This window comes from cyanobacterium endosymbiont of Epithemia turgida isolate EtSB Lake Yunoko (genome assembly GCF_000829235.1).
Classification (GTDB): domain Bacteria; phylum Cyanobacteriota; class Cyanobacteriia; order Cyanobacteriales; family Microcystaceae; genus Rippkaea.
In genome coordinates this window covers 1842155-1863837 of record NZ_AP012549.1, presented here as the reverse complement: position 1 = coordinate 1863837, position 21683 = coordinate 1842155, and the positions used below count along the sequence as shown (strand labels likewise).

General features: G+C 34.9%; 15 protein-coding genes and 2 pseudogenes. 14 read left to right on the top strand and 3 right to left on the bottom strand.

What is annotated here, in order from left to right:
* Nucleotides 1-588 precede the first annotated feature (588 nt).
* Nucleotides 589-1452 (bottom strand): 16S rRNA (cytidine(1402)-2'-O)-methyltransferase, encoded by an 864-nt coding sequence (gene rsmI, locus ETSB_RS05735; protein ID WP_044106850.1) that lies wholly within the window; start codon nt 1450-1452, stop codon nt 589-591.
* 11 nt (nt 1453-1463) lie between these two features.
* On the opposite strand from rsmI, the gene ETSB_RS05730 reads away from it, so the two are divergent.
* Both ETSB_RS05730 and ETSB_RS05725 read left to right on the top strand, forming a co-directional pair.
* A complete protein-coding gene (locus ETSB_RS05730) occupies nt 1464-2330 on the top strand; it encodes a sugar kinase (RefSeq protein ID WP_044106849.1) in 867 nt (288 codons plus the stop codon).
* Nucleotides 2331-2552: 222 nt separating this feature from the next.
* Complete coding sequence (locus ETSB_RS05725) at nt 2553-2840, top strand: hypothetical protein (protein WP_232509870.1); 288 nt, start codon at nt 2553-2555, stop codon at nt 2838-2840.
* A 1408-nt stretch (nt 2841-4248) separates the two neighbouring features.
* Here ETSB_RS05725 and mnmA read toward each other — a convergent pair.
* Nucleotides 4249-5298, bottom strand: a complete 1050-nt coding sequence (gene mnmA, locus ETSB_RS05720; protein ID WP_044106846.1) for a tRNA 2-thiouridine(34) synthase MnmA — start codon at nt 5296-5298, stop codon at nt 4249-4251.
* Between the two features lie 1585 nt (nt 5299-6883).
* On the opposite strand from mnmA, the gene ETSB_RS05715 reads away from it, so the two are divergent.
* The 12 genes and pseudogenes from ETSB_RS05715 to psbM form a co-directional block, all read left to right on the top strand.
* On the top strand, nt 6884-8449 hold the full coding sequence (locus ETSB_RS05715; RefSeq protein WP_044106845.1) for an NAD(P)H-quinone oxidoreductase subunit N: 1566 nt from the start codon (nt 6884-6886) through the stop codon (nt 8447-8449).
* An 855-nt stretch (nt 8450-9304) separates the two neighbouring features.
* Nucleotides 9305-10030: a phosphoribosylaminoimidazolesuccinocarboxamide synthase gene (gene purC, locus ETSB_RS05710; RefSeq protein WP_044106844.1), complete on the top strand. Its 726-nt coding sequence runs from the start codon at nt 9305-9307 to the stop codon at nt 10028-10030.
* 504 nt (nt 10031-10534) lie between these two features.
* Nucleotides 10535-12589, top strand: coding sequence for a BamA/TamA family outer membrane protein (locus ETSB_RS05705; RefSeq protein ID WP_084220241.1), 2055 nt, complete (start codon nt 10535-10537; stop codon nt 12587-12589).
* A complete protein-coding gene (locus tag ETSB_RS10915) occupies nt 12474-12743 on the top strand; it encodes a DUF2887 domain-containing protein (protein WP_084220204.1) in 270 nt (89 codons plus the stop codon). Before ETSB_RS05705 ends, ETSB_RS10915 begins: the two co-directional genes overlap by 116 nt.
* Nucleotides 12744-13413: 670 nt before the next feature.
* Entirely contained in the window at nt 13414-14238 is an 825-nt protein-coding gene (lpxC, locus tag ETSB_RS05695; protein ID WP_044106841.1) for a UDP-3-O-acyl-N-acetylglucosamine deacetylase, read from the top strand.
* Between the two features lie 369 nt (nt 14239-14607).
* Nucleotides 14608-14754, top strand: a complete 147-nt coding sequence (locus ETSB_RS10650) for a hypothetical protein (protein WP_332403800.1) — start codon at nt 14608-14610, stop codon at nt 14752-14754.
* 141 nt (nt 14755-14895) lie between these two features.
* Complete coding sequence (locus ETSB_RS05685) at nt 14896-15738, top strand: inositol monophosphatase family protein (RefSeq protein WP_044106840.1); 843 nt, start codon at nt 14896-14898, stop codon at nt 15736-15738.
* A gap of 513 nt (nt 15739-16251) precedes the next feature.
* Nucleotides 16252-16398, top strand: coding sequence for a hypothetical protein (locus ETSB_RS09980; protein WP_171816419.1), 147 nt, complete (start codon nt 16252-16254; stop codon nt 16396-16398).
* A gap of 410 nt (nt 16399-16808) precedes the next feature.
* Nucleotides 16809-18032, top strand: coding sequence for an ATP phosphoribosyltransferase regulatory subunit (locus tag ETSB_RS05680; protein WP_044106838.1), 1224 nt, complete (start codon nt 16809-16811; stop codon nt 18030-18032).
* An 87-nt stretch (nt 18033-18119) separates the two neighbouring features.
* Complete coding sequence (gene hisF / locus ETSB_RS05675; RefSeq protein ID WP_044106837.1) at nt 18120-18884, top strand: imidazole glycerol phosphate synthase subunit HisF; 765 nt, start codon at nt 18120-18122, stop codon at nt 18882-18884.
* A gap of 112 nt (nt 18885-18996) precedes the next feature.
* Nucleotides 18997-19335, top strand: a pseudogene (locus ETSB_RS09325) (2Fe-2S iron-sulfur cluster-binding protein).
* Between the two features lie 200 nt (nt 19336-19535).
* Nucleotides 19536-19631: pseudogene (gene psbM / locus ETSB_RS09320) on the top strand (photosystem II reaction center protein PsbM); the annotation flags it as partial.
* 409 nt (nt 19632-20040) lie between these two features.
* Here psbM and ETSB_RS05670 read toward each other — a convergent pair.
* The gene (locus ETSB_RS05670) at nt 20041-20832 is read right to left on the bottom strand and encodes a type 1 glutamine amidotransferase (protein WP_044106836.1); all 792 of its coding nucleotides are present in this window, start codon (nt 20830-20832) and stop codon (nt 20041-20043) included.
* Nucleotides 20833-21683: the final 851 nt, after the last annotated feature.

Sequence of the window (21683 nt, the reverse complement as noted above, 5' to 3'; positions counted from 1 at the left end):
ACTAAATGAATAATGTTCACACTGCAATAATCACGTTTACCAATTTATACACCACAATTACGAAAATACAATAAGCGATTGTAATGTGAACGTCAATATTAAGCATTACAAACTAAAGAGACAAGGATTGCTCATCAAAAGTCAAAGTTTTTTCCCGATAAATAGACCAATCTACTTTTTTTGTCTAGTCAATCTGTTGAAGTATAAAAGTGATGAGATAAGCAATTGTATCTTAAAATTGCTTAATAAACTCTGAAAAAGTTGTCTAGGTTTCCTCTATAAAAAGTGTTTTTATATCCGCCAGAATTACTATTTTTAAAAAATGTAAGATATAATTTTAATCTATTTATATAGAAAAAATATATCAGGGTAGAGACAATTGCCAATCAAAACTGTCAGCTAATTTTTAAACCTTCAGCATAGGCTTCTCCATTTTTTTAAAACATTGACCAGGTTATTCAGGCTGTGAATTATCGGAAGAAGTCAGCTTAATACATGAAAAGTTTAATTATAAATACTCCAAAGTTAAAAACTAAAAGTAGTAATTTTACTAAATGAGTAATATCTATTATTTAGCAATTTTTAATATTAACTATGATTATCAATTTCTAAAGATAACTCATAAATTTGACGGCGGTTAAAAGAAGTTAATTGTACCAGATGACGACTCGCTTGTGATCGCGTCATTCCTGCGGCTAACAATTGTTTTAACTCTTTCTTTAATTGTTCTTCAGTTAATCTTAATTGAGAGGCTGCCTGACATCCTGCTATAATCAGAGTAAATTCTCCTTTAAGGTATCGTGAATCTTGAAAACGATTAATTGCTTCTCCTAGAATTCCTCGCCATAATTCCTCATATAATTTTGTTAATTCTCTAGCTACTGTGATTAAACGATTTTCTCCAAAAACTGCCCCTAAATCGGTTAGGGTTTGTAATAGACGATGGGGGGACTCGTAAAAAATCAGGGTACGAGTTTCCGTTTTTAAAAACGTTAAACGATCACCCCTAATTTTGCTTTTCGTGGAAAGAAACCCTTCAAAAACAAAACGATCCGTAGGTAGACCCGAAACAGCTAGGGCTATGATGGCAGCATTTGCCCCAGAGATTGGAATGGTAGCAATATTTTTATCAATACAAGCTTTAATTAACTCATACCCTGGATCAGAAATACCTGGCATTCCGGCATCAGTGACTAAAGCAATAGTTTTTCCGCGTTGTAGATAGCTAATTAACTCATCTTGACGAGATAATCTATTATGTTGGTGATAACTTATCTGGGGAGTGTTAACTTGGAAGTAATGTAGGAGTTTTCCTGTGTGACGGGTATCTTCTGCGGCAATCAAATTCACTGACTTTAGAATACGGATCGCTCTTAGGGTCATGTCTTCTAAATTGCCAATGGGGGTTCCGACAACATAAAGGGTTCCTGCTTGTATGATTTCATTGCTCATTTTTACGACTCATGAATGGATTATTTATCGGTTTAACAACCCTAGACTTAATCTATCTTACCGATCACTTTCCCCGCAATAATGAGAAAATTGTAGCCATTGATGAAACAATTTCTGCGGGTGGACCGGCAACGAATGCGGCTATCACTTTTAAATATTTTGGTAATCAAGCAACCTTATTAAGTGTGATTGGAAATCATCCCATTAGTAAATTAATTTATGCCGAATTAAACGATCATTCAATCGATATTTTTGATTTAAATCCCTATCAACAAAAACCTTTATCTACTTCTTCAATTATTGTTAGTAAAGCGACAGGAGAACGAGCTGTTGTTTCAGTAAATGCTACTAAATCTAAAGCCATTGTCAATAATAGACTTTTTTTAAAAAAATTACAGGATATTGATGTTATTTTAGTAGATGGGCATCAAATATCTACGAGTATCATAATTGCTAAAGAAGCACAACGCTTAAAGATACCCGTTGTTTTGGATGGAGGAAGCTGGAAACCTGAATTACCAAAAGTGCTTCCTTACGTAAATTATGCCATTTGCTCTGAAAATTTTTATCCTCCTAATTGTCTTAATTCTCTAGATGTATTTCATTATTTAAAAGAGATTAAAATTCCTTATATTGCTATAACTAAAGGAGCAAATCCAGTTCAATATTGGACTAAAGAAGAATCAGGAAATGTCGAAGTTTCAAACATAAAAGCAGTTGATACATTAGGAGCTGGAGATATTTTTCATGGAGCTTTCTGTCATTTTATTTTAAAACACAATTTCAAAGATTCTATAGCAAAAGCTTCTCAAGTTGCCTCCATTGCTTGTCAGTATTTTGGACCTCGTCAATGGATGTCTAAAATAGTTAATGATTAATGGTTGTTTGATTGAGATTCAAACTTATCTTTTTAATTTAAATTATCTTAATAACTATTCTTTTACAGTTGTTGTTTGTTGTCATATTTTGTAGTTATAATTTTATCTTTATGGTATGATTTTAAAAATCCTTCTAAAGTTTAAGAAAGAGAAGCAAAGGGGAATTTCTCCTCCTTAGAGGGAATTACCATGAAGAGAATTTTAAATATATTAATGAGCATAATGGCTCTGGTTTGCGTGACTACCATAGCTAACGCTCAAACTGTTCGGCAACCGAATTTAGAAGAAAGAGCTGCTAGCCCAAATTTAGGGGACAGCAGTCCTTCTCAATCAGGAACCATTGTTGGAATTATTTCAGGTCCTTATGGTAGTGTTTTATTTGTGAAGCTTGAGGATAATACAAAATTGAGATTTCATCATCCAGGAACATCAATTGATCAAGGTGATCGCATTTTTGTTTTCCAAAAAAATGGTGAGTATTTTCTTCTTGAATCAGCAACTCCAGAATAAATAAGAGATGGGCTAAAATTTATTGTTAGGTGCATTCTAGTTAAGAATATAACCAGAAGGTCATTAATGTTTTTTGTCTAGCACAGATAAAATGTAGCATCATAATGCACTATGTGTATTATGATGCTAACAACATGGATAGGCTTATCAAAGCCTTACAGGGTAAACATTACCTAGTTTCGGGGAATATCTTAATCTTTCTTAAGACTACTATATTAAAAGGAACAGTCAATATATTTTTTAAATATTGAGTTTATAGTCTCTCAAAGAGATTATCTTAAAAAGACATAAAGATTTCCCAAAAAATATAAGAAAGTGGCTTTGTTAATGAACAACAGCCAGGAGAATGAGAAGATTAGTAATCTACTTGTTTTTTATATTAATAAATATGCTTATTTTTTAAGTAAACTAACATCTAGTAATTACTCTGTTTTAACTACTTTTATATTTTACACTTATTTAAGTTTATCTACTTAATTCTTTACCAATATATTCTGATTGATTTCGACAAGGACTTATATCAAAGATATTTCCTACGATTGATTGTTCACAAGTAACTTGCTGATTGTTGAGTGTATTTTCTGTTTATCTGATTACTGTTAAACTAATAACAAAGACTTTTTGCACTTATTAGTCGTCAAAACTACTATACTAGCACTGACTAAACTGACCGCACTAGCTTAAGCTAATAAAATTTAAAAATTAATAAGCCCAATAATGCTGAAAGCAACATTAAATCTGATGGAAAAGATAGTATTTTTTGTTAGTATTATGCAATTGTCCGTAACTTTTTTTGTCAAAATTACTAACCATAGAGAGTTTATTCTTACTCAAATAATCATCAGTGAGGTATTTTTTAAATAAATTTAACACGAAAATAATGACTATTTTAGTATAAAAGAGTATACATTAGTAGCTAATAATTTTCAGAACTTTTACTTTAACTAAATTCTATAAACTCCATAAACTAGATTCTTATCAAGATTAGGGTTTCGTCATCTTGGAAACCTTACAAAGCAACACTTTAAACTTTTGTTTATTATGATATTGTGACAGCCAGTCTAGAAAAGCTAGAATAATCGAAGTTAATTACTATGTAAAGCTCTTAAGAAGGTTGATTCATAGTACCTTTTCGCACCTATTAATCTAGATCTTGCCATCTTTCTTTTCTAGGGATATTCAGTAGAATCACTCTGTATAGTGATAAATTATCACAGGCTAAACATTTGTTTTCAAAAAAGATATAAAAAAAATGTTTAGCTTGATTTAAGGTACGACTTAAATATTAATACTGATTCGTTCGTAACGAATAACACTACACATCCTCATGTTTAGAGAATACTACAAATTAGTTTTAACCCTCTTCAACAGATGACATTTAACCTTTTTTTGATAGAAAAATAGGCTTTTATTTTTCAATAATACCGCCTCCTAATACAATTTCTTTATCATATAAAACTGCTGCTTGACCTGGAGTAATCCAAAATTGAGGGTCATGAAATACTAATTTGATACAATGATTATTTAAAGGAATAACATCAACTGGAACTGCAGGAGAACGATAGCGAATTTGAGCTTCTACCTGAATAGGAGAAGAGGGTTCAGTAATTGAAATCCAATTCATTCTATTTACAGTACAACCAGAAGATCCTGCATTGCCACGATTAGCAACAATAACCTGGTTCATTACCGGATCGAGTTTTATTACATATAATGGCTCAGTTGCCGAAATTCCTAAACCCTTACGTTGCCCAACAGTATAGTGATGAACTCCTTGATGTTTTCCTAATACTTTGCCGTCTAGACTAACAATATCTCCCTCTTTTTGAGTAATACGTTGATCCAGAAAGTTTTTCATGGATCCATAAGCCTCAATTAAACATAAATCTTGACTTTCAGGTTTATTTGCGGTTTTTAACTTGAATTCATCAGCAATCTTTCTGGTTTCTTCCTTGGTTTTATTTCCCAAAGGAAAAAGAGTTCCCGCTAACATTTCTTGGGAAAGATCATAGAGGAAATAAGACTGATCTTTATTACAATCAACTGCTCGTAATAATTGATAGCGTTGATTAATTTCATCGTAGCGAACACGTGCATAATGACCCGTGGCGATGAGATTGCACTCCAATTTCTGTTTAGCATACTCTAACATGGGTCCAAATTTGACCAACTTATTACATTGGGAACAGGGAAGAGGCGTTATCCCCGACTCATAACCTGATACTAAATAATCGACAATATTAGCTTGAAATAAGTCACGACTATCAACAATATGGTGGGGAATACTCAACTGTTCGCAAATCAAAGCTGCATCTACCATTCCCTCTGAACAACATTGTCCTTTTCCTTTGATTAACCATAGGGTTAGCCCAATAACTTCATAACCTTGATGCTGAAGACTAGCAGCCGCAACAGAACTATCAACACCCCCTGACAAACCGACCAGAACTCTGTCCATCACACTTTCGTTGTTCGTAACTTTTTTGTAACCTTACTTTATTCAGGATAACTCATTACCTATAACTTTTGGCTTATAACTTTTGATTGTTATCCAGTAAATCTAGCTAGCTTAAGAGTGAATGTTTAACATCAAATACTTCAAAAACTAGAGATGAAGTCTTTATGATAAAAATATTAATGATAATGATCATAGTTATTCTAGACTAAGTATAAAAAATAAACTCCTAAGTCCCTGTTCCAACTGTGTTCTATAACTCTGACGACTTAAGTAAACTTAATTGAAAACTATCTTAATATATAAAAATCTAGTTTTTTAGGAAAAAATTTATGGGTTTTCTAGATTAGGGTAGTAGATCAGTAAAAAAAATTAATATAAGCCTAGATTTTTTGTTATAATATTAATGTATAAAATAGTAAAAATATGATAAAAAAATAATATTTAATATGCGACAATGAAGTTAATTTAAATTACCCGTATAGAGTGAGAGTTATTTTATTAAGTGATTACCAAATATTTTTTCAGACAAATCGCTCGCTGTCAGTTTAGATTGGCTAAACACCATAAAGTGTTCAGTAAATAATCAGGGGTTTCGGAAAGAGAAGAATATTCTATATAGAATAACTAGCATAAAAAGTAATTTAGATAGTTTTGGCGACTAATTTGAAAAACGCCGTTTGAAGGGATAGTATCGAATTTATTTAAAACCTCAAAGAATAAAACAGTTATAGTTTGATTAACTTACTTATCTTTTTTAATAAAAAATATGCGATTTAGATTTATTTATAAAACCCGAGCTAAAAATTATTAAGTTAGATAGAATTTTTATAAGCCTATTGATATTATCAAAAATATTTAATAACATCAATAGTTTTATAAATAGTACTATAGTAACAATTTTTATATTTTGCTATAGTATGGACTAATAAAATGTCATATAGCTAAATAAAACTATTGAAAGTATCATAAAAAATATCTATTTTAAATTTTTAAAAAAATAAAATAGAACAAAATATATATTACTATACTAGGATATTGAGCCACAATATTTTCAATAATTCTTCAAAATAAACAGAAACTTATTGTAGATGTTTACTTAATAGTTATTCAGACAATTAAGTAGATTAATTTTAAAAGTTGTAGCTTATTTTTAATATTTACTCTCCTAATGAATACTAGAAAAGATAAATCAGAAGATTAAGTTAATTAGAAGACAAGTTTATAGCTAAACTAACTTTGATAATCTTAGAAGAAGAGTTCTATTAATCTAGTATTTTCACCATTAACTATATTACCCTCAATCTAGGAGAGTAAAATTATAAAACGACTGAGTTTAAAATCTTCAGTAAATCATCTAAAATAATGGTAACACCATTATTTTAGATGATTTACTGAAGAAATAACGCATCAGTTCAAGATTGCCTCAAAAGTACGATCTCTAAAGGCGCACTGAAGGTGAACGCAACCTTAAAGACTAGCCCGAAATTCCCTCTGTCCATTATGATCCAAAGGGATGAAGCCGGAGTAAATAGCCGGATAATTTCTTAGACCTAACTATTAGGTGTTTTTTTTTCACCATAACTCTATGGATTTTTCTAGTAACATTGCCAGTCAACTTAATGCCGAAACAATTCTGCCAGAAGGAATTGTTATCATTACTCTTCTCTTTATTTTAGTAGTGGATCTCATTTTTGGTCGTAGTTCGAGAACCTGGCTACCATATGCTGCCATACTTGGGTTATTTACTTCGCTTATTGCCCTTTGTTTCTCTTGGGACACTGCTACTCCCATAAGTTTTTTAGGGTCATTTAACGGAGATAACCTTAGTATTGTTTTTCGGGCTATTATTGCTCTGTCTACTTTAATGACTGTTCTGATGTCAGTTCGTTACGTAGAACAAACAAGGACATCTTTAGCTGAATTTATCGCCATCATGTTAACGTCTACCCTAGGAGGAATGTTCTTATCTGGGGCTAATGAATTGGTGATGATTTTTATTTCCCTAGAAATGTTAAGTATCTCCTCTTATCTAATGACAGGGTATATGAAAAGGGACCCTCGTTCCAATGAAGCAGCTTTAAAATACCTTTTAATTGGGGCTTCTAGTTCAGCTATTTTTCTGTATGGGCTTTCTCTTCTCTATGGTTTATCAGGGGGAGAAACTAACCTCAATGCGATTGCTACTAACATTGCCAATCTCGGCGGAGAACAGTCTTTAGGGATAATCATTGCCTTAGTCTTCGTCATTGCCGGAATTGCCTTTAAAATTTCTGCAGTTCCTTTTCATCAATGGACTCCTGATGTTTACGAAGGTTCTCCCACTCCCGTTGTCGCCTTTCTTTCTGTGGCTTCTAAGGCTGCCGGGTTTGCCCTTGCAATTCGTCTGTTAGTGACTACTTTTGCTGTGGTTGAAGAACAATGGCATCTTATTTTTACCGCTTTAGCTATCCTCAGTATGTTACTAGGAAATATGGTAGCTTTAACCCAAACCAGCATGAAGCGGATGTTAGCCTATTCTTCTATTGGCCAAGCAGGTTTTATCATAATTGGCTTAGTGTCAGGTACGGATAAAGGATACTCTAGCATGCTGTTTTATTTGCTAGTCTATCTATTCATGAACTTGGGAGCATTTACGGGAGTTATTCTCTTTTCCCTACGAACTGGAACTGATAAAATCAGTGAATATGCCGGGCTTTATCAAAAAGATCCCTTCCTCACTTTAGGGTTAAGTATGTGTTTACTTTCCTTAGGTGGAATTCCTCCGTTAGCTGGCTTTTTTGGAAAAATTTACATTTTCTGGGCAGGTTGGCAAGCGGAACTTTATGGGTTAGTTATCCTCGCTTTAGTCGCTAGTGTAATTTCCATCTATTACTACATTCGCGTGGTGAAAATGATGGTGGTCAAAGAACCTCAAGAAATGTCCGATGCCGTAAAAAATTATCCCAAAATTGGCTGGAATCTATCGGGAATGCGTCCCCTACAAGTCGGGTTAGTCTTGAGTATGATTGCGACTTCTTTGGCTGGAATTTTAGCAAATCCTTTGTTGACTTTGGTTGATAATTCGGTAACTAGTACCCCGATTTTACAATCCTTCACTATTCATCACCAAATCTTTAAACCTGAGACTAGATCAAATTTAACTCACCAATAATTGTCGGTAGTAGCTGGGGTGGGCAATGCCCACCTTATCATTATGAGTGTCTAAAATACTCCTATTGTGAACAATAGTCCACAATTTTATTTTTTTTACTATATTCAAGTTATTTCTAAAAATTTTTATTCGATAAAAAGCTTTTTATGTGGAGAAATTTTACAAGTATTTTTCAATTCTAAGACTATAGCTAACCTGTTGGGCAGATTATTACAGATTAGTATTAATAACTAAGTTTTCTGGAATAAATTTTTCTCGATAAGAACTTCGAGATAACGAGAAACTATCTATGTTGTGTGAGTTAGAACATAGATAATCAATGAGTAAAGTTTGAATGAATATCTGTTAGTATTAAGGCGTAATTTTGAATCCCTTGTTAACATGAGGTTTGTTAATTTTTTAAACTAAAAATATGTAACGATATTTATTTTGATTGATAAATATTTAATTTTTTAAACACTACAACGAGTTTATAGAACATAGCTTCTACGACTATCCAAGTTGAAAGCCATTAATAAACTTAAATTAATTCAAAAATACTAGTTGCTTTTCTTTCCATAGTTGACTCGATGATCAAATTCATCTTTAACGTTTCTGAACTAAAGTGTAGCATTTATCACTTTTGTGAGGTAGACTCTAATGTGTTTCTCCATGCCCATTTCCTAAAAATAGAGAGTCATAGTCTTTCATCCATAGGGTAACTATTATTGAAGTTGGCAACAGATGATAAGCAAAAAAAACTCCCGTCAATTAAAACTTAAATAAACTGTATTGAGTCAAAATTAAGAAAAATCTTTACAGCGAAATACTATAGCCAAAAACGACTCGCCGACTACTAATAAGGATAAACAACAAATGAAAAAGCTCTATGAAGGAAAAGCCAAAATTATTTATACTACCGATCATCCCGAAATTCTTCTTACTCAATTTAAAGATGATGTAACAGCCTTTAATTCCTTAAAAAGAGGCATAATACCGGGAAAAGGAGAAATAAACTGTCAAATTTCTTCAGCTTTATTCAAGTGGCTAGAATCTAAGGATATTGCTACTCATTTTATTGATCAACCTGCTCATTCTCAAATGCGCATCCGTGCCGTCAAAATTGTCCCAATTGAAGTAGTTGTTAGAAATATTGCTGCAGGTAGTCTGTGCCGACAAACAGGCTTAATCGAAGGTAAAATATTACCCTTTCCTCTAGTGGAATTTTATTTAAAAAACGATGAACTTGGAGATCCATTATTAACCAGTGATCGTCTACTTCTCTTGGAATTAGCTTCTCAAAAACAAGTTGAACAACTTCAGTCTATAGCCTTGAAAATCAATCAATATTTGACAGAGTTTTTTGCTAGTTGCCAGATTACCTTAGTAGATTTTAAATTAGAATTTGGTTTAGATCCTCAAGAAAACCTCCTTCTAGCTGATGAAATTAGCCCTGATACCTGTCGTTTGTGGGATCAACAAACAAAAAGTCTCCGAGATAGAGTTTTGGATAAAGATCGATTTCGGCACGACTTAGGAAAAGTAGAAGCAGCCTACCAGCAGGTTAGACAAAGGGTTTTAGAAAAATTAGGTATCAGATAAAGTCCCTGGTATTGGAACCTTTGCGAGTAGCTCTGGTCACTAGATTCGATAATTTAGCTCGGTTGCTTAGGCACTCTGTCAGCTATATTGAGTCAATAACAAAAATATAAATACAATAAACAACGCTGTAGCTTGATTGGGTGTGTGGAAGTGTCAAACGAGATTAAAAAATTACGGTTATCTCCTATGGTGGTAGTTCCTTTTGTGACTGCCACTATGTTAAACCTGGCCCAGTCTATTAGGGGAGAAACTATAGTTCCTCTAATTGAAACAACTATCAAAGAGGAGAATTCAGAGACTATAGTGAGCATGATGGGCTCTAAGTCCATCATGCTGGAGGGGGCTGTACTAGCACCTAAGTCGGTTTCTATATTGGAAAACGTGACGGCAACCGATGTAACTTCTAGGACAGACGATGTAACTTCTAGGACAGACGATGTAACTTCTAGGACAGATTTAAAGGCTAATTATTCAGCTGTTTCTCAAGAAACTCCGGCATTAATAATGCCTGTAACCTCAGAAGATTTAGACTTTCAGAGTTCACCAGTCTTAGAGCAGAGAACCCCCTTGGTTTCCAAGTTAAAAAAGATGACTGCGGTAGATTTAACTTCTTCAACGGATACTCAAAAACGAATTGAAGTATCTGAGGTGGAATTACCCGAAACGGAGGAATTACCAACCCCAGAAGAAATACCGACTCCTATTGAACCATCCTCGTCAGATAGTCCTTTAATTGAAGAAATATCAGGGGAAGAACCCAGGGTTTTAGTAGTAGAAGTTTTAGTCAGTGGCGTTGACGAGGACCTAGGAAATCTAGTCTATAACACTGTTCAAACTAGGCCAGGACGAACAGCTACTCGCTCTCTGCTGCAAGAGGATGTCAATGCAATTTATGCCACTGGATTCTTTTCTAATGTTAAAGTTACCCCTACCGATACACCTTTAGGGGTACGCATTACCTTCGATGTGCAAGCTAACCCAACTCTGAGTGAAGTTGTCGTAGAAACAGGCACAGATAAGGAAGCTAGAGCATTACCTCCTGAAGTTGTTAAGGATATTTTTGGGGATCAGTATAGAACAATTCTTAACCTAAGGGAATTACAAAACGGTATCCAAAAACTTAATGAATGGTATTCTGAACAAGGCTATGATCTAGCTCAAGTTATTGGTTCTCCTAAAGTTGGGGATGATGGAATTGTAACCTTAGTGGTATCTGAAGGGGTAATTCAAGACGTACAAGTGAGATTTTTCGACGCAGAGGATGAACCCATTAATGGTCGAACACGCTCTTTTATTGTGACTCGTGAGATGCAACTCGAACCAGGGAATGTTTTTAACCGCAGAATCGCTCAAACTGATTTGCAAAGAGTTTTTAGTTTAGGGTTGTTCGAAGATGTCAGAATTTCTTTTAGCCCTGGGGAAGATCCGCGAGAAGTTATTGTTAATGTAGATGTAGTAGAAGGAAATACAGGATCTCTGGCTGCGGGAGCTGGTATTAGTTCCACTAGCGGACTGTTTGGAACATTCAGTTATCAAGAGCAAAACCTAGGAGGAAATAACCAAACTATTGGGGGTGAGGTTCAAGTTGGAGAACGTGAATTACTCTTCGATGTCAATTTCACCGATCCTTGGATTGCCGGTGATCCTTTTCGTACTGCTTATACGGTTAATGGATTTCGTAGACGGACTATTTCTCTAGTCTTTGATGGAGATCATTCTTCGATTAGAACCCTCAACGACTTTGATAGTCCACGGGTAGTTCGGACTGGGGGTGGAGTAACTTTTGTACGTCCTTTGGCAGATGATGCCTTTAGTGTACCCGATTGGCGAACTTCCCTAGGTTTCAACTATCAACGGGTTCAAGTGGAAAATGCGGAGGGTGATATTGCGGCTTTGTCAGCCCCTCTTAATGGTTTTCCCTCTCAACCCTTAGCCTTTAGTGATAATGGAAAAGATGACCTGTTTACTATCAGTTTTGGAGCTTCTCAGGACTTTCGTAACAATCCCTTACGTCCTACGAGTGGTCATCTGTTACGTTTGGGAGTCGAACAAACTATACCCGTAGGTTCAGGCAGTATTTTCTTTACCCGATTACGAGGAAGCTATAGTCACTATATCCCTGTAGATTTTATTGATTTAGGCTTTATTGCTGAGGATCAGCCAAAACCTCAAGCATTAGCCTTTAATTTTCAAGCAGGGACAGTTTTCGAAGATTTACCTCCTTATGAAGCCTTTGTCATTGGGGGAAGTAACTCAGTGCGAGGTTACGATGAAGGAGAATTAGGAAATGGACGTAGTTATTTTCAAGCAACAGCAGAATACCGCTTTCCTATCATTCCAGCAGTTGGAGCAGCTCTCTTTATTGACTATGGGACAACAATTAAGTCTCAACGCTCAGTAAAAGGCTTTCCAGGCACAATTCGAGGATTGCCTAGTGATGGTTATGGTTACGGCCTTGGTGTTCGCATTCAATCACCAGTTGGACCGATTCGGGTTGACTATGGAGTTAATAATGAGGGAGATTCCCGCCTCCACTTTGGTATTGGGGAAAGGTTTTGATGAAAAACTAGATTTTATTATTTTCCCCTTGATTTTTTTAAAATTACTTCAAATTAATTTAATTAGAGGACAATATTATCACCTTTATTCGGTGAAAGTTAAACAACTTACTTTTCGGATTGATGGAGTTTTTCTGTCTAAAAATGTCAAATAAAACTATTCCAATTTATTTCTATAAAGTTCGATTTAAAACTAACAATTTATTTGATAGACAGTTGCTACCTCGCTTATTTTTTTACCATGAGTAAAAGCACTATAGATAATAATTAGCAATAGAATATAATTTATCCTGATCGTCGGAGATACAACCAAGATTTAACGATATAGGGACTGATTAAAATCTGGAAGAATTACTCTAATTTATTTAAATAAATTAGAGTAGATAAATCTATTTTATATTGGGTTAGCTACGGTACGATTAATTATAAGCCAAAAAATGCAATTAATAAGGAACTTAGGCTCATTTATTCAAATAGTTGACGAAAACCTTAAATAAACTCAAGTTTTTTCAATTAATGGAAAGATTATTTTTTAGAAATTATCCCGTTTTACTTGTCAGGAGGTAGAGGGAATGTCATCTCTAGTTTAGATGTATTGAAGTAAACTCCATGCTTTCAAGATATCCATGAAAAAGAACTATGAGAAAGACAATTAGCAGCTAATACAGCTTTTATTCTCTGTATTTACTTGAATAAGAATTAAAACTCTCAAAAGTAGCTGAAGTATTAGAATGATATATGAAGTTAAGTAATAGAGATTAGATTTGAACAAACAATAATTGATTATGTCCTATTTTTTATACCTTGATAATAGTGAGGATAATTATGAGTTCTACGGTTAAAGAAGTTATTACAGTATCGGGGGTTGGGTTACATTCTGGGGTAAAAACGCAGGTAAGTATTCTACCTGCAAAATCAGGAGAAGGTCGCTATTTTGTTAGAGTAGATTTACCAGGAAATCCTATAATTCGTGCTGAGGTAGCTTCAGTTAGTCAAACGACTTTATCAACAGAATTAGGTCAAGGAAAGGTAGTCATTCGTACGGTTGAACATCTTCTATCCACGTTAATCGCTATTGGGGTCGAAGATGCTCGTATTGAAATTAATGGGCCAGAAGTACCGTTGTTAGATGGATCTGCTCAAGAATGGTTTAAAGCGATGATTCAAGGGGGTGTTAGTCCTTCTTCACTGTCCGCCGGTTCTCCCTTATTAACCCCGATTTGGATTAGGGATGGAGATGCTTTTGTGGCTGCGCTACCTGCGTCTGAGACTCGTTTCACCTATGGAATTGATTTTCCTTACTCTGCTATTGGCAATCAGTGGTACAGTTGGAATCCTAGGATAGAATCTTTTGAAGAGGCAATCGCCCCTGCTAGAACTTTCGGGTTTGCTGATCAAATTAAAAACCTACAAAAGGCAGGTTTAATTCAGGGAGGGAGTCTAGAAAATGCCTTGGTGTGTGATCACGAAAAATGGTTAAATCTTCCTTTGAGATTTGAAAATGAACCTGCCCGTCATAAATTATTAGATTTTATTGGGGATTTAAGTTTATTAGGATCCATTCCTCAAGGGCATTTTTTGGCCTACAAAGCAAGTCATAAGCTTCATGTTCAATTAGCTATGGCAATCCAAGAAGAGTTGAATTCTTAAGAGTAAACATTAATATAAATAATCAGATACTTGATTTATATTAATGTTTTAATAACTTAACTATTTACGAAAAAAGTAAAAAAGTTTACCATAGAAAAAGAGCGGAGTTGTAATCAGGTCTAGGCTTGTTCCTACTGTCACTAGCACTCTGTCTTGTTTAACTATAGCCTGTTATCATACAGTTCGTATTAACCATCGTCAAGAAGGAAAAGAATACATTTTAGAAGTCCTCGATAATCACTATATTCTTCCACACTATGAAGAATATAGTGATAATTAGCTTTTTTGTGTAGAAATAGAGCTTGCAGTGTCTCTACTACAAGTATTTTTTGAGGAAAAGTCTATCAACCTGAAGCTGTAGGATTATCTTTGGAATTAAAAGACAAAGGTAATGCTTTATTGTGTGTTAGTTATGCTCGATCTACTCGATCTAGCTTAGAAGTAGAAACTGAAAATGAAGATCAAGTTTATGAGATTAAATTTGATCTTCATTTTGGGAAGGGGAAAAAAAATTAAATTTTATATGGATAATAATTAAATTAATAAATGATAGGCAATTATATCCTCAATTACTGGAGGGAGAGAAATAGAGATTTTAAAAACTACTTTAAGGTTTCCTTTATTTAATTAAAAATAGTTAACAGTGAACTATTAGTCATGTACAAACCAAGTCAAAACAAACTAGAAATACTCTTAGAGGTTGCCACAGAAGCGGTGATGACTGCTGGAGTGATTTTACAAGATCTTTGGGGTAAGTTAGAAAAAATTGAGGAAAAAGGTCGTCCTGGAGATTTAGTCACCGAAGCTGATAAAACAGCGGAAGCAGCCATCTTAAATATTCTACGCCGTCGAGTTCCTCAACATCAAATTTTAGCTGAAGAATCTGGTCTCTTAGGAGTAGCTGAGAGTGATTATCTTTGGGTAATTGATCCTCTTGATGGAACCACTAATTATGCCCATGGCTATCCTATTTACGCCGTATCTGTCGGGTTATTGATAGAGGGAATACCCCAAGTGGGAGCCATTTATGATCCCTTTAAAAAGGAGTTGTTTAGAGCGGCGAAAGGATTAGGAGCTACCCTTAATTATCGTTCTATTCAAGTTTCTAAAACCACAGAATTAAGTAATAGTTTACTAGTCACAGGATTTCCTTATGATCGCCAAGAGACTCAAGATACTAACTATACTGAATTTTGTTACTTAACTCATATCACTCAAGGGGTTCGCCGTACAGGATCAGCCGCTCTTGACTTGGCCAATGTAGCTTGTGGACGCCTTGATGGGTATTGGGAAAGAGGATTAAGCCCTTGGGATATTAGCGCAGGGATTATCATTTTAGAAGAAGCAGGAGGAAAAATATCTGCTTATGATGAGAGTACTTTAATTCTTAAGTCAGGGAGATTATTAGCTACTAACGGGCATATTCATCATGTTTTAAGTCAAGCTTTAGATGGAGCATTACCCTGGCTACAGAATTTTTATAAAGCAAAATCGCTATAGCTGAGCGCTAAGTGATTCTAGTTATACAGCTAAAAATTTGGTATTTGAAGACACAGTAGAAACAATATAAGAAAAAATAGAAGTTTCAGTCCCTGAAAGGATGAGCTTAGAATTTTGCATGAGTTTTCCTATTTAACAACGACTATTTAAATACAATCTCATCGACCATATTATACAATTCTTGGACTTCCAATAAATGTGAGTATCAAGTAAATTCGCTAACGTTACCTAAAAGTTACTTTTTGTTGTTGTCTTCATTCTAACTAATACATATAAAGGTAAAACAGAAAACAGGAATAAACTAATCAATTATCATAAAAATCAGTAAATTATGCCTATAAAGCATTCTTGAAAAGCCAGCTTAAATGATCTCGATTTAGCTAGATATATTGAACGCTATTACCTTAGGAACTGAAACTGCCTACAAATTATTTCAAGTTACATTGACTCAAAACACCCATTAATTTTATCTAAAAGTCAATTAAGTCCTTAGCTTATGAACAATATCAGGCTTTGGGTCAAACATTGGTAAAAACTAGGATTAAACCTCCTCCTGAACTGCCTAAACATGAATCTGAGCTAGAAAAACCAAAGCAACCGCTAGAGATTTTAAAAACTCTTGTTTCTGTTGTTTATTCTGTCATTCGACGAGCACGTTAACATTTTGATCGTCAAGAATATAATGTTCTAAGCCATTATAGAATTACGAGAGGACCTAAAAACTGAACCAAGTAATTCAGTATGTCATGGATCATTATGATTAGCTTCTTTTGCAGAAAAATAACTCACCATGAACAAGGTTTATATCAATAAAGTTTCGCAAGGAAACTCTAAACACTTAGTAGGTATTCAAGCTAAAAAATAGACTGATCAACTGATGAGCAATGACAAAAATAAATCTTTTGACAAATCAATTGAGGGAGAACTTTTTTACTTTTTATTTTGGACAAAGAAGTAATTTCTACTCCACTAGCAAAAGGCAATATTACACTACGCTAGTCTAAAAGACAAAGCTTTAACCCTCCCCTTTTTGGGGCAAAACAATACAAAGCAATAAGCCAAAGAAAACCATGATTCATCAACCACCCGCAGGAGCAAGAGACTTACTTCCCCTCGAAGTTGTACAAAAGGCTTGGATTAATGATCTTCTTCAACAAGTATTTGGACAATGGGGATATCAACGTGTTGTCACTTCCACCATTGAACGGTTAGAAACATTGATGGCTGGAGGAGCTATTGATCTTTCAACGGTGATTCAACTACAGGATAGTTCTGCCGGGCAATTAGGATTACGGCCAGAACTAACTGCCTCGATTGCCCGGACTGCTGTTACTCGCATGGCTGATACTACCTATCCCCAACGCCTCTGTTATCGTGCTAATGTTTTTCGAGAGCCTCCGGTGGGTCATCACGGAAAACAATTAGAGTTTTATCAAGCCGGGGTAGAATTACTTTTTTCGGGAGGAGTTTTAGCGGATGCGGAAATTTTATTATTAGTCGCTAATTGTCTTGAACAGTTAGGAACTCCCTATTGGCATCTTATTCTAGGAGAAGCCAGTCTGACGCGATCGCTTCTTGAACCTTTTCCAGGTTCCCTTAAAAGTCAGGTGCGTCAATGTTTGGCTCAACTTGACTATGTAACCTTGGAAAATCTTGACTACCCTTCTGTTGACTTACAACAACGAGGAAAACTATTGTTTGATTTACGGGGAACTCCTGCTCAGGTACTCCAAAAAATTTTCCAATTAGAGTTGGATAAAGCTGGACAAAAAAGTGTAAATGATTTAAAATCATTGGTCGAACTAATTGAAACAAGCTGGTCAAAGCCTTTTCCATTTACCTTGGATTTAAGTTTAATTCAAACCTTTGATTACTATACAGGAATTGTGTTTAAAGCTGTTGGTAAAAGTAACAATCAATTACAAATTTTAGGCCAGGGTGGACGCTATGACAAACTTCTTGGGGTTTACCATCCTCAGCAAACATCAACTCCAGGTATTGGATTTTCTTTCAATCTTGAAGACCTATACACTTATTTATTAACTACTGCTATTTTGCCACAAACTCCTCCTCTAATTGATTTTCTCGTGATTGCTCAAACTTCCCAGGCCCAATCAATGGCCTTAAGTTATGCTCAACAACTTAGACAGTCTTCAGAAAAGTTAAGGGTAGCCCTAGAATTGGGGGGACGTTCTACCGAAGAAATTCGTAATTATGCGCTAAAAAATCACGTTAAAACTCTCGCTTGGATAACCGAAAAAGGAGAAGTAAACATTGAAGCTCTGAACAATTAAACTGAAAATCAACTCTTATTTAAGTGATTACTTTTTAAGTCTAAAATTAGGAATAAACTACATATTTACCCTAAAAACCTCGTCGAAATGTTAGCTAAACGAATTTTACCTTGTCTCGATGTTAGTGCCGGTCGCGTGGTCAAAGGTGTTAATTTTATTAATCTCCAAGATGCTGGAGATCCTGTGGAATTAGCCAAAGTTTACAATGATGCGGGGGCTGATGAATTAATCTTTCTCGATATTACTGCCACTCATGAGGGACGAAACACCATTATTGATGTCGTTTATCGTACTGCCGAAGCCATTTTTATCCCTTTAACCGTTGGGGGTGGCATTCAAACCCTAGAAAATATCAAAAACCTGTTAAGGGCCGGAGCTGACAAAATTAGCATCAATTCCGCTGCTGTTCGTAAGCCCGATTTTATCAACCGTGCTAGTGATCGTTTTGGTCAACAGTGTATCGTAGTGGCTATTGATGCTAGACGGCGTAAATATAATGACGGCTGGGAGGTCTATGTGCGGGGAGGACGGGAAAGTACGGGGATAGATGCTATCGAGTGGGCACAAGACGTAGAAAAACGGGGTGCAGGGGAGTTGTTGGTAACCAGTATGGATGCGGATGGAACTCAGACTGGATATGATCTAGAATTAACTCACACTATCGCTGAACGTGTAGAAATTCCAGTAATTGCTTCTGGAGGAGCGGGAAATTGTCAACATATCTATGAATCCTTCTCTAAAGGTCGTGCTCAAGCTGCTTTATTAGCTTCTTTGCTCCATTGCGGTAAGTTGACCATCGGTGAAGTAAAAGGATACTTACGTGATCGCCAAGTTCCCGTTAGAGACATATAGATACTACTTAACTCAAACAAAATTGTTAGTTAAGATTAGCAGAGTGTTAAAACTTATTAAAAATATGAAAGAATATTAAAGACTTCAATTTGGATAATAAGAGTAGACGACTATTTTTTTGTTTAAGGAAAATAAAGATGTTGTAGCAGCTCAAGGAGCTAACCTAAGAGAAAAAGCTCTGTAAAATCAGATTTATCTCTATACCTTAAAGAGAAAACTCATTAATAGTGGGGGTCATGGTCAATGTAGGACTTGTATCGGAGAAATTGTTGAAGGGATAGAAAATTTATCGCCAAGAACAGATCCTGAACAGCGTACACTTAAGAAAAAGCCCAATAATTATCGCTTATCCTGTCAAACATTGGTTAATGAACCAGTTAAGATCAAAACTAAACCCTGCTCATCTCCTTTAGGTGTATCTTTGAGCGATGTTTGTTGTTATAGGGTATAGGAGATGTTGTAGGTCATTCAGTTCGGGTGAGACTAACGAATAAAGTGTATCGTCTTTGACGATAGTTCTATGAACTATTAAAATTTTTCCACTGCTAAACGAGATTGTGAGACTATATCAGTCTCCATAACAGAAGAAAATGATTTGCCAAAAGTAGTTATTTTTTATTTCAAAGAAACAAAAGAAGAGAATCCATGTAAGTTAATAATCTTGGCGTTATGGTTACTATTCTATTTGTTTTAGTTCCTACTATATTTTTACTAATTCTCTATATACAGACTTGTAACAAAATATAAAGTTAAATCCATTTAAATCCTTAGAAGTCAAACAGTTATCTAAACTGTTTTAGCGTTTGAAATGAACGTCATTAGGTATGCATAAACATTTCTACTTAAGCAAGTATTTCTGACTTAACTCAATAAGCTGCTTGGGCGAAATATTATAAACTTAAAATTTTGTTATGCTATAGTTATAAATAGTTTATCATAATATTTAGTGGTATTAAAATAGGTTAACTAATATAATATGAATTACCTATTTTGTCAAATCTTAAATATATTTCAATCGTCGATTCACCCATATTTGTTCTTGATATCATAGTAGTTTTATTTAGGTATATAAAAGTAAATAAACTAAAAAATTTTAATAATTAATATCAGTTTAAGCGGGAAAATATATTTTTAAAAAATAAATTATAGGACTGAGTTAACAATTAACTTCAAGGCGTTTTAACATTGCTTTCCTAGCTTGTTCTACGAGAGAATCATCAAGAGGGTCTAAGGAAATTTCGGCTTGATATTTTTCTTGTAAAGCTGTTTGAATTAACCAGTCAGCAATAAAAGGATTTTTAGGTAACAAAGGTCCGTGGCAATAAGTAGCGATCACATGACGATAAAAAGCTCCTTCATAACCATCTTCACCGTTATTCCCATACCCTTTAATCATTTTTCCTAAAGGTTCAACTTTTCCTAAATAAGTTCGCCCTCCATGATTCTCAAATCCGATAATAATCGGAGGTTTCCCTAATTGTTTTCTTAAAGTTTCTGCTAGGGGACTAGAAGTGATTTCAAAGACAACATCACCAATACAACGAGATACATTCGCCCCGGGATGTTTACTAACTAAATCCAGTAATCCTAAGCCTTCAATGCGTCGTCCTAAAGCAGGTTCATAGTAATGACCCAAAAGCTGAGGAGAACCGCAGGTAAACACTCCAGGGGTTCCTTCTTCAACTTTCTCCTTAAAAGCCTCAGCTTTAGCCCCTCGTAAATCTCGCATCACAATTTCTTGTTGACGATCTTGCGCGCCACCCCCGACAATGACATCGATTTCTTTGAATATCGAGGCTTCTGTTTGCTGAGTGACAGGAACAATAGTAACATTGAGTCCACGCCATTGACAACGACGTTGAAGACAGATGACGTTACCGCGATCACCATAGGTACTCATTAAGGTAGGATAGAGCCAACCAATCCGTAATTCTTGAGTTTTAAACATAGTTTAAGCCAGAAGTTATTAGAGCATTTTATCCTAGTTTTCTGAGCCTATCCACTTTTGGTTTTATTCCTTGCGCGCTCTCTTGATTTTAAATTAAACAAGTTAACCAACCGTCTATCTACTATGTTAGGAAGCTAATGAAGATAACTAAATACTATTGAAAAATGTATACGTGACTACGTTTACTTATTCCTTGTTCATCAAATCTCAATGGAGACAAATCCTCAAGGCTTCTCTAAGTTTCTTCGTATTATTCTCACACTATCTATCCACTGAACTTTCCATTACGAGATTGGACAGAATTTCACTTAAGGTAGACTAGTATTTCAGTTAACTTTGTCCTTTATTTAAAGATACTTTACATCTAAGAATCGTCAACTTAAAGATTTATTCTTCGATGTAGAAGAAATTAGTCGTAAGACATAAATGAACAACATTATATTAGGAGTTATTTAGGTAGTGGTTTAACTATCAACTAATACTGAAAGACTTAGAAAATTTTCTAGAATGAGAAGCTCAAAACTAACAGAGACACTAATTAGCATAAATTTAACACTAATTTTTAACTTTGTTGAACAAGATTGGGACTTTTCTATTTAGCTTCCGTGCGGTAAGCCCCGCGCTATAAACAAGCGGGATGTATCGAACCGAAGGGGAATAATCGTAACATTGCCGTCTCAGAATTAAAGCTGCTCAGTACTTAACGACTAAGCTAGACTAGAATTAGTTTAATAGACACTTGAGGATACGCCAAGAAATTAAAGGGTGAACCTTATTACTCTAGCTGGTGGGTATACGTGTCCACATACTATGTTGGGCAATCAACAATGCTGAGGAATTCGAAATAGAAA

What these genes read in the sequence shown, in the direction of transcription:
- ETSB_RS05680 (WP_044106838.1), top strand. Translation starts at nt 16,809, where the DNA reads ATGATTCATCAACCACCCGCAGGAGCAAGAGACTTACTTCCCCTCGAA.
- ETSB_RS05705 (WP_084220241.1), top strand. Translation starts at nt 10,535, where the DNA reads ATGCCTGTAACCTCAGAAGATTTAGACTTTCAGAGTTCACCAGTCTTA.
- ETSB_RS05670 (WP_044106836.1), bottom strand. Translation starts at nt 20,832, where the DNA reads ATGTTTAAAACTCAAGAATTACGGATTGGTTGGCTCTATCCTACCTTA.
- ETSB_RS05730 (WP_044106849.1), top strand. Translation starts at nt 1,464, where the DNA reads ATGAATGGATTATTTATCGGTTTAACAACCCTAGACTTAATCTATCTT.
- lpxC (WP_044106841.1), top strand. Translation starts at nt 13,414, where the DNA reads ATGAGTTCTACGGTTAAAGAAGTTATTACAGTATCGGGGGTTGGGTTA.
- ETSB_RS05685 (WP_044106840.1), top strand. Translation starts at nt 14,896, where the DNA reads ATGTACAAACCAAGTCAAAACAAACTAGAAATACTCTTAGAGGTTGCC.
- purC (WP_044106844.1), top strand. Translation starts at nt 9,305, where the DNA reads ATGAAAAAGCTCTATGAAGGAAAAGCCAAAATTATTTATACTACCGAT.
- ETSB_RS05725 (WP_232509870.1), top strand. Translation starts at nt 2,553, where the DNA reads ATGGCTCTGGTTTGCGTGACTACCATAGCTAACGCTCAAACTGTTCGG.
- rsmI (WP_044106850.1), bottom strand. Translation starts at nt 1,452, where the DNA reads ATGAGCAATGAAATCATACAAGCAGGAACCCTTTATGTTGTCGGAACC.
- ETSB_RS10915 (WP_084220204.1), top strand. Translation starts at nt 12,474, where the DNA reads ATGGTTACGGCCTTGGTGTTCGCATTCAATCACCAGTTGGACCGATTC.
- ETSB_RS05715 (WP_044106845.1), top strand. Translation starts at nt 6,884, where the DNA reads ATGGATTTTTCTAGTAACATTGCCAGTCAACTTAATGCCGAAACAATT.
- hisF (WP_044106837.1), top strand. Translation starts at nt 18,120, where the DNA reads ATGTTAGCTAAACGAATTTTACCTTGTCTCGATGTTAGTGCCGGTCGC.
- mnmA (WP_044106846.1), bottom strand. Translation starts at nt 5,298, where the DNA reads ATGGACAGAGTTCTGGTCGGTTTGTCAGGGGGTGTTGATAGTTCTGTT.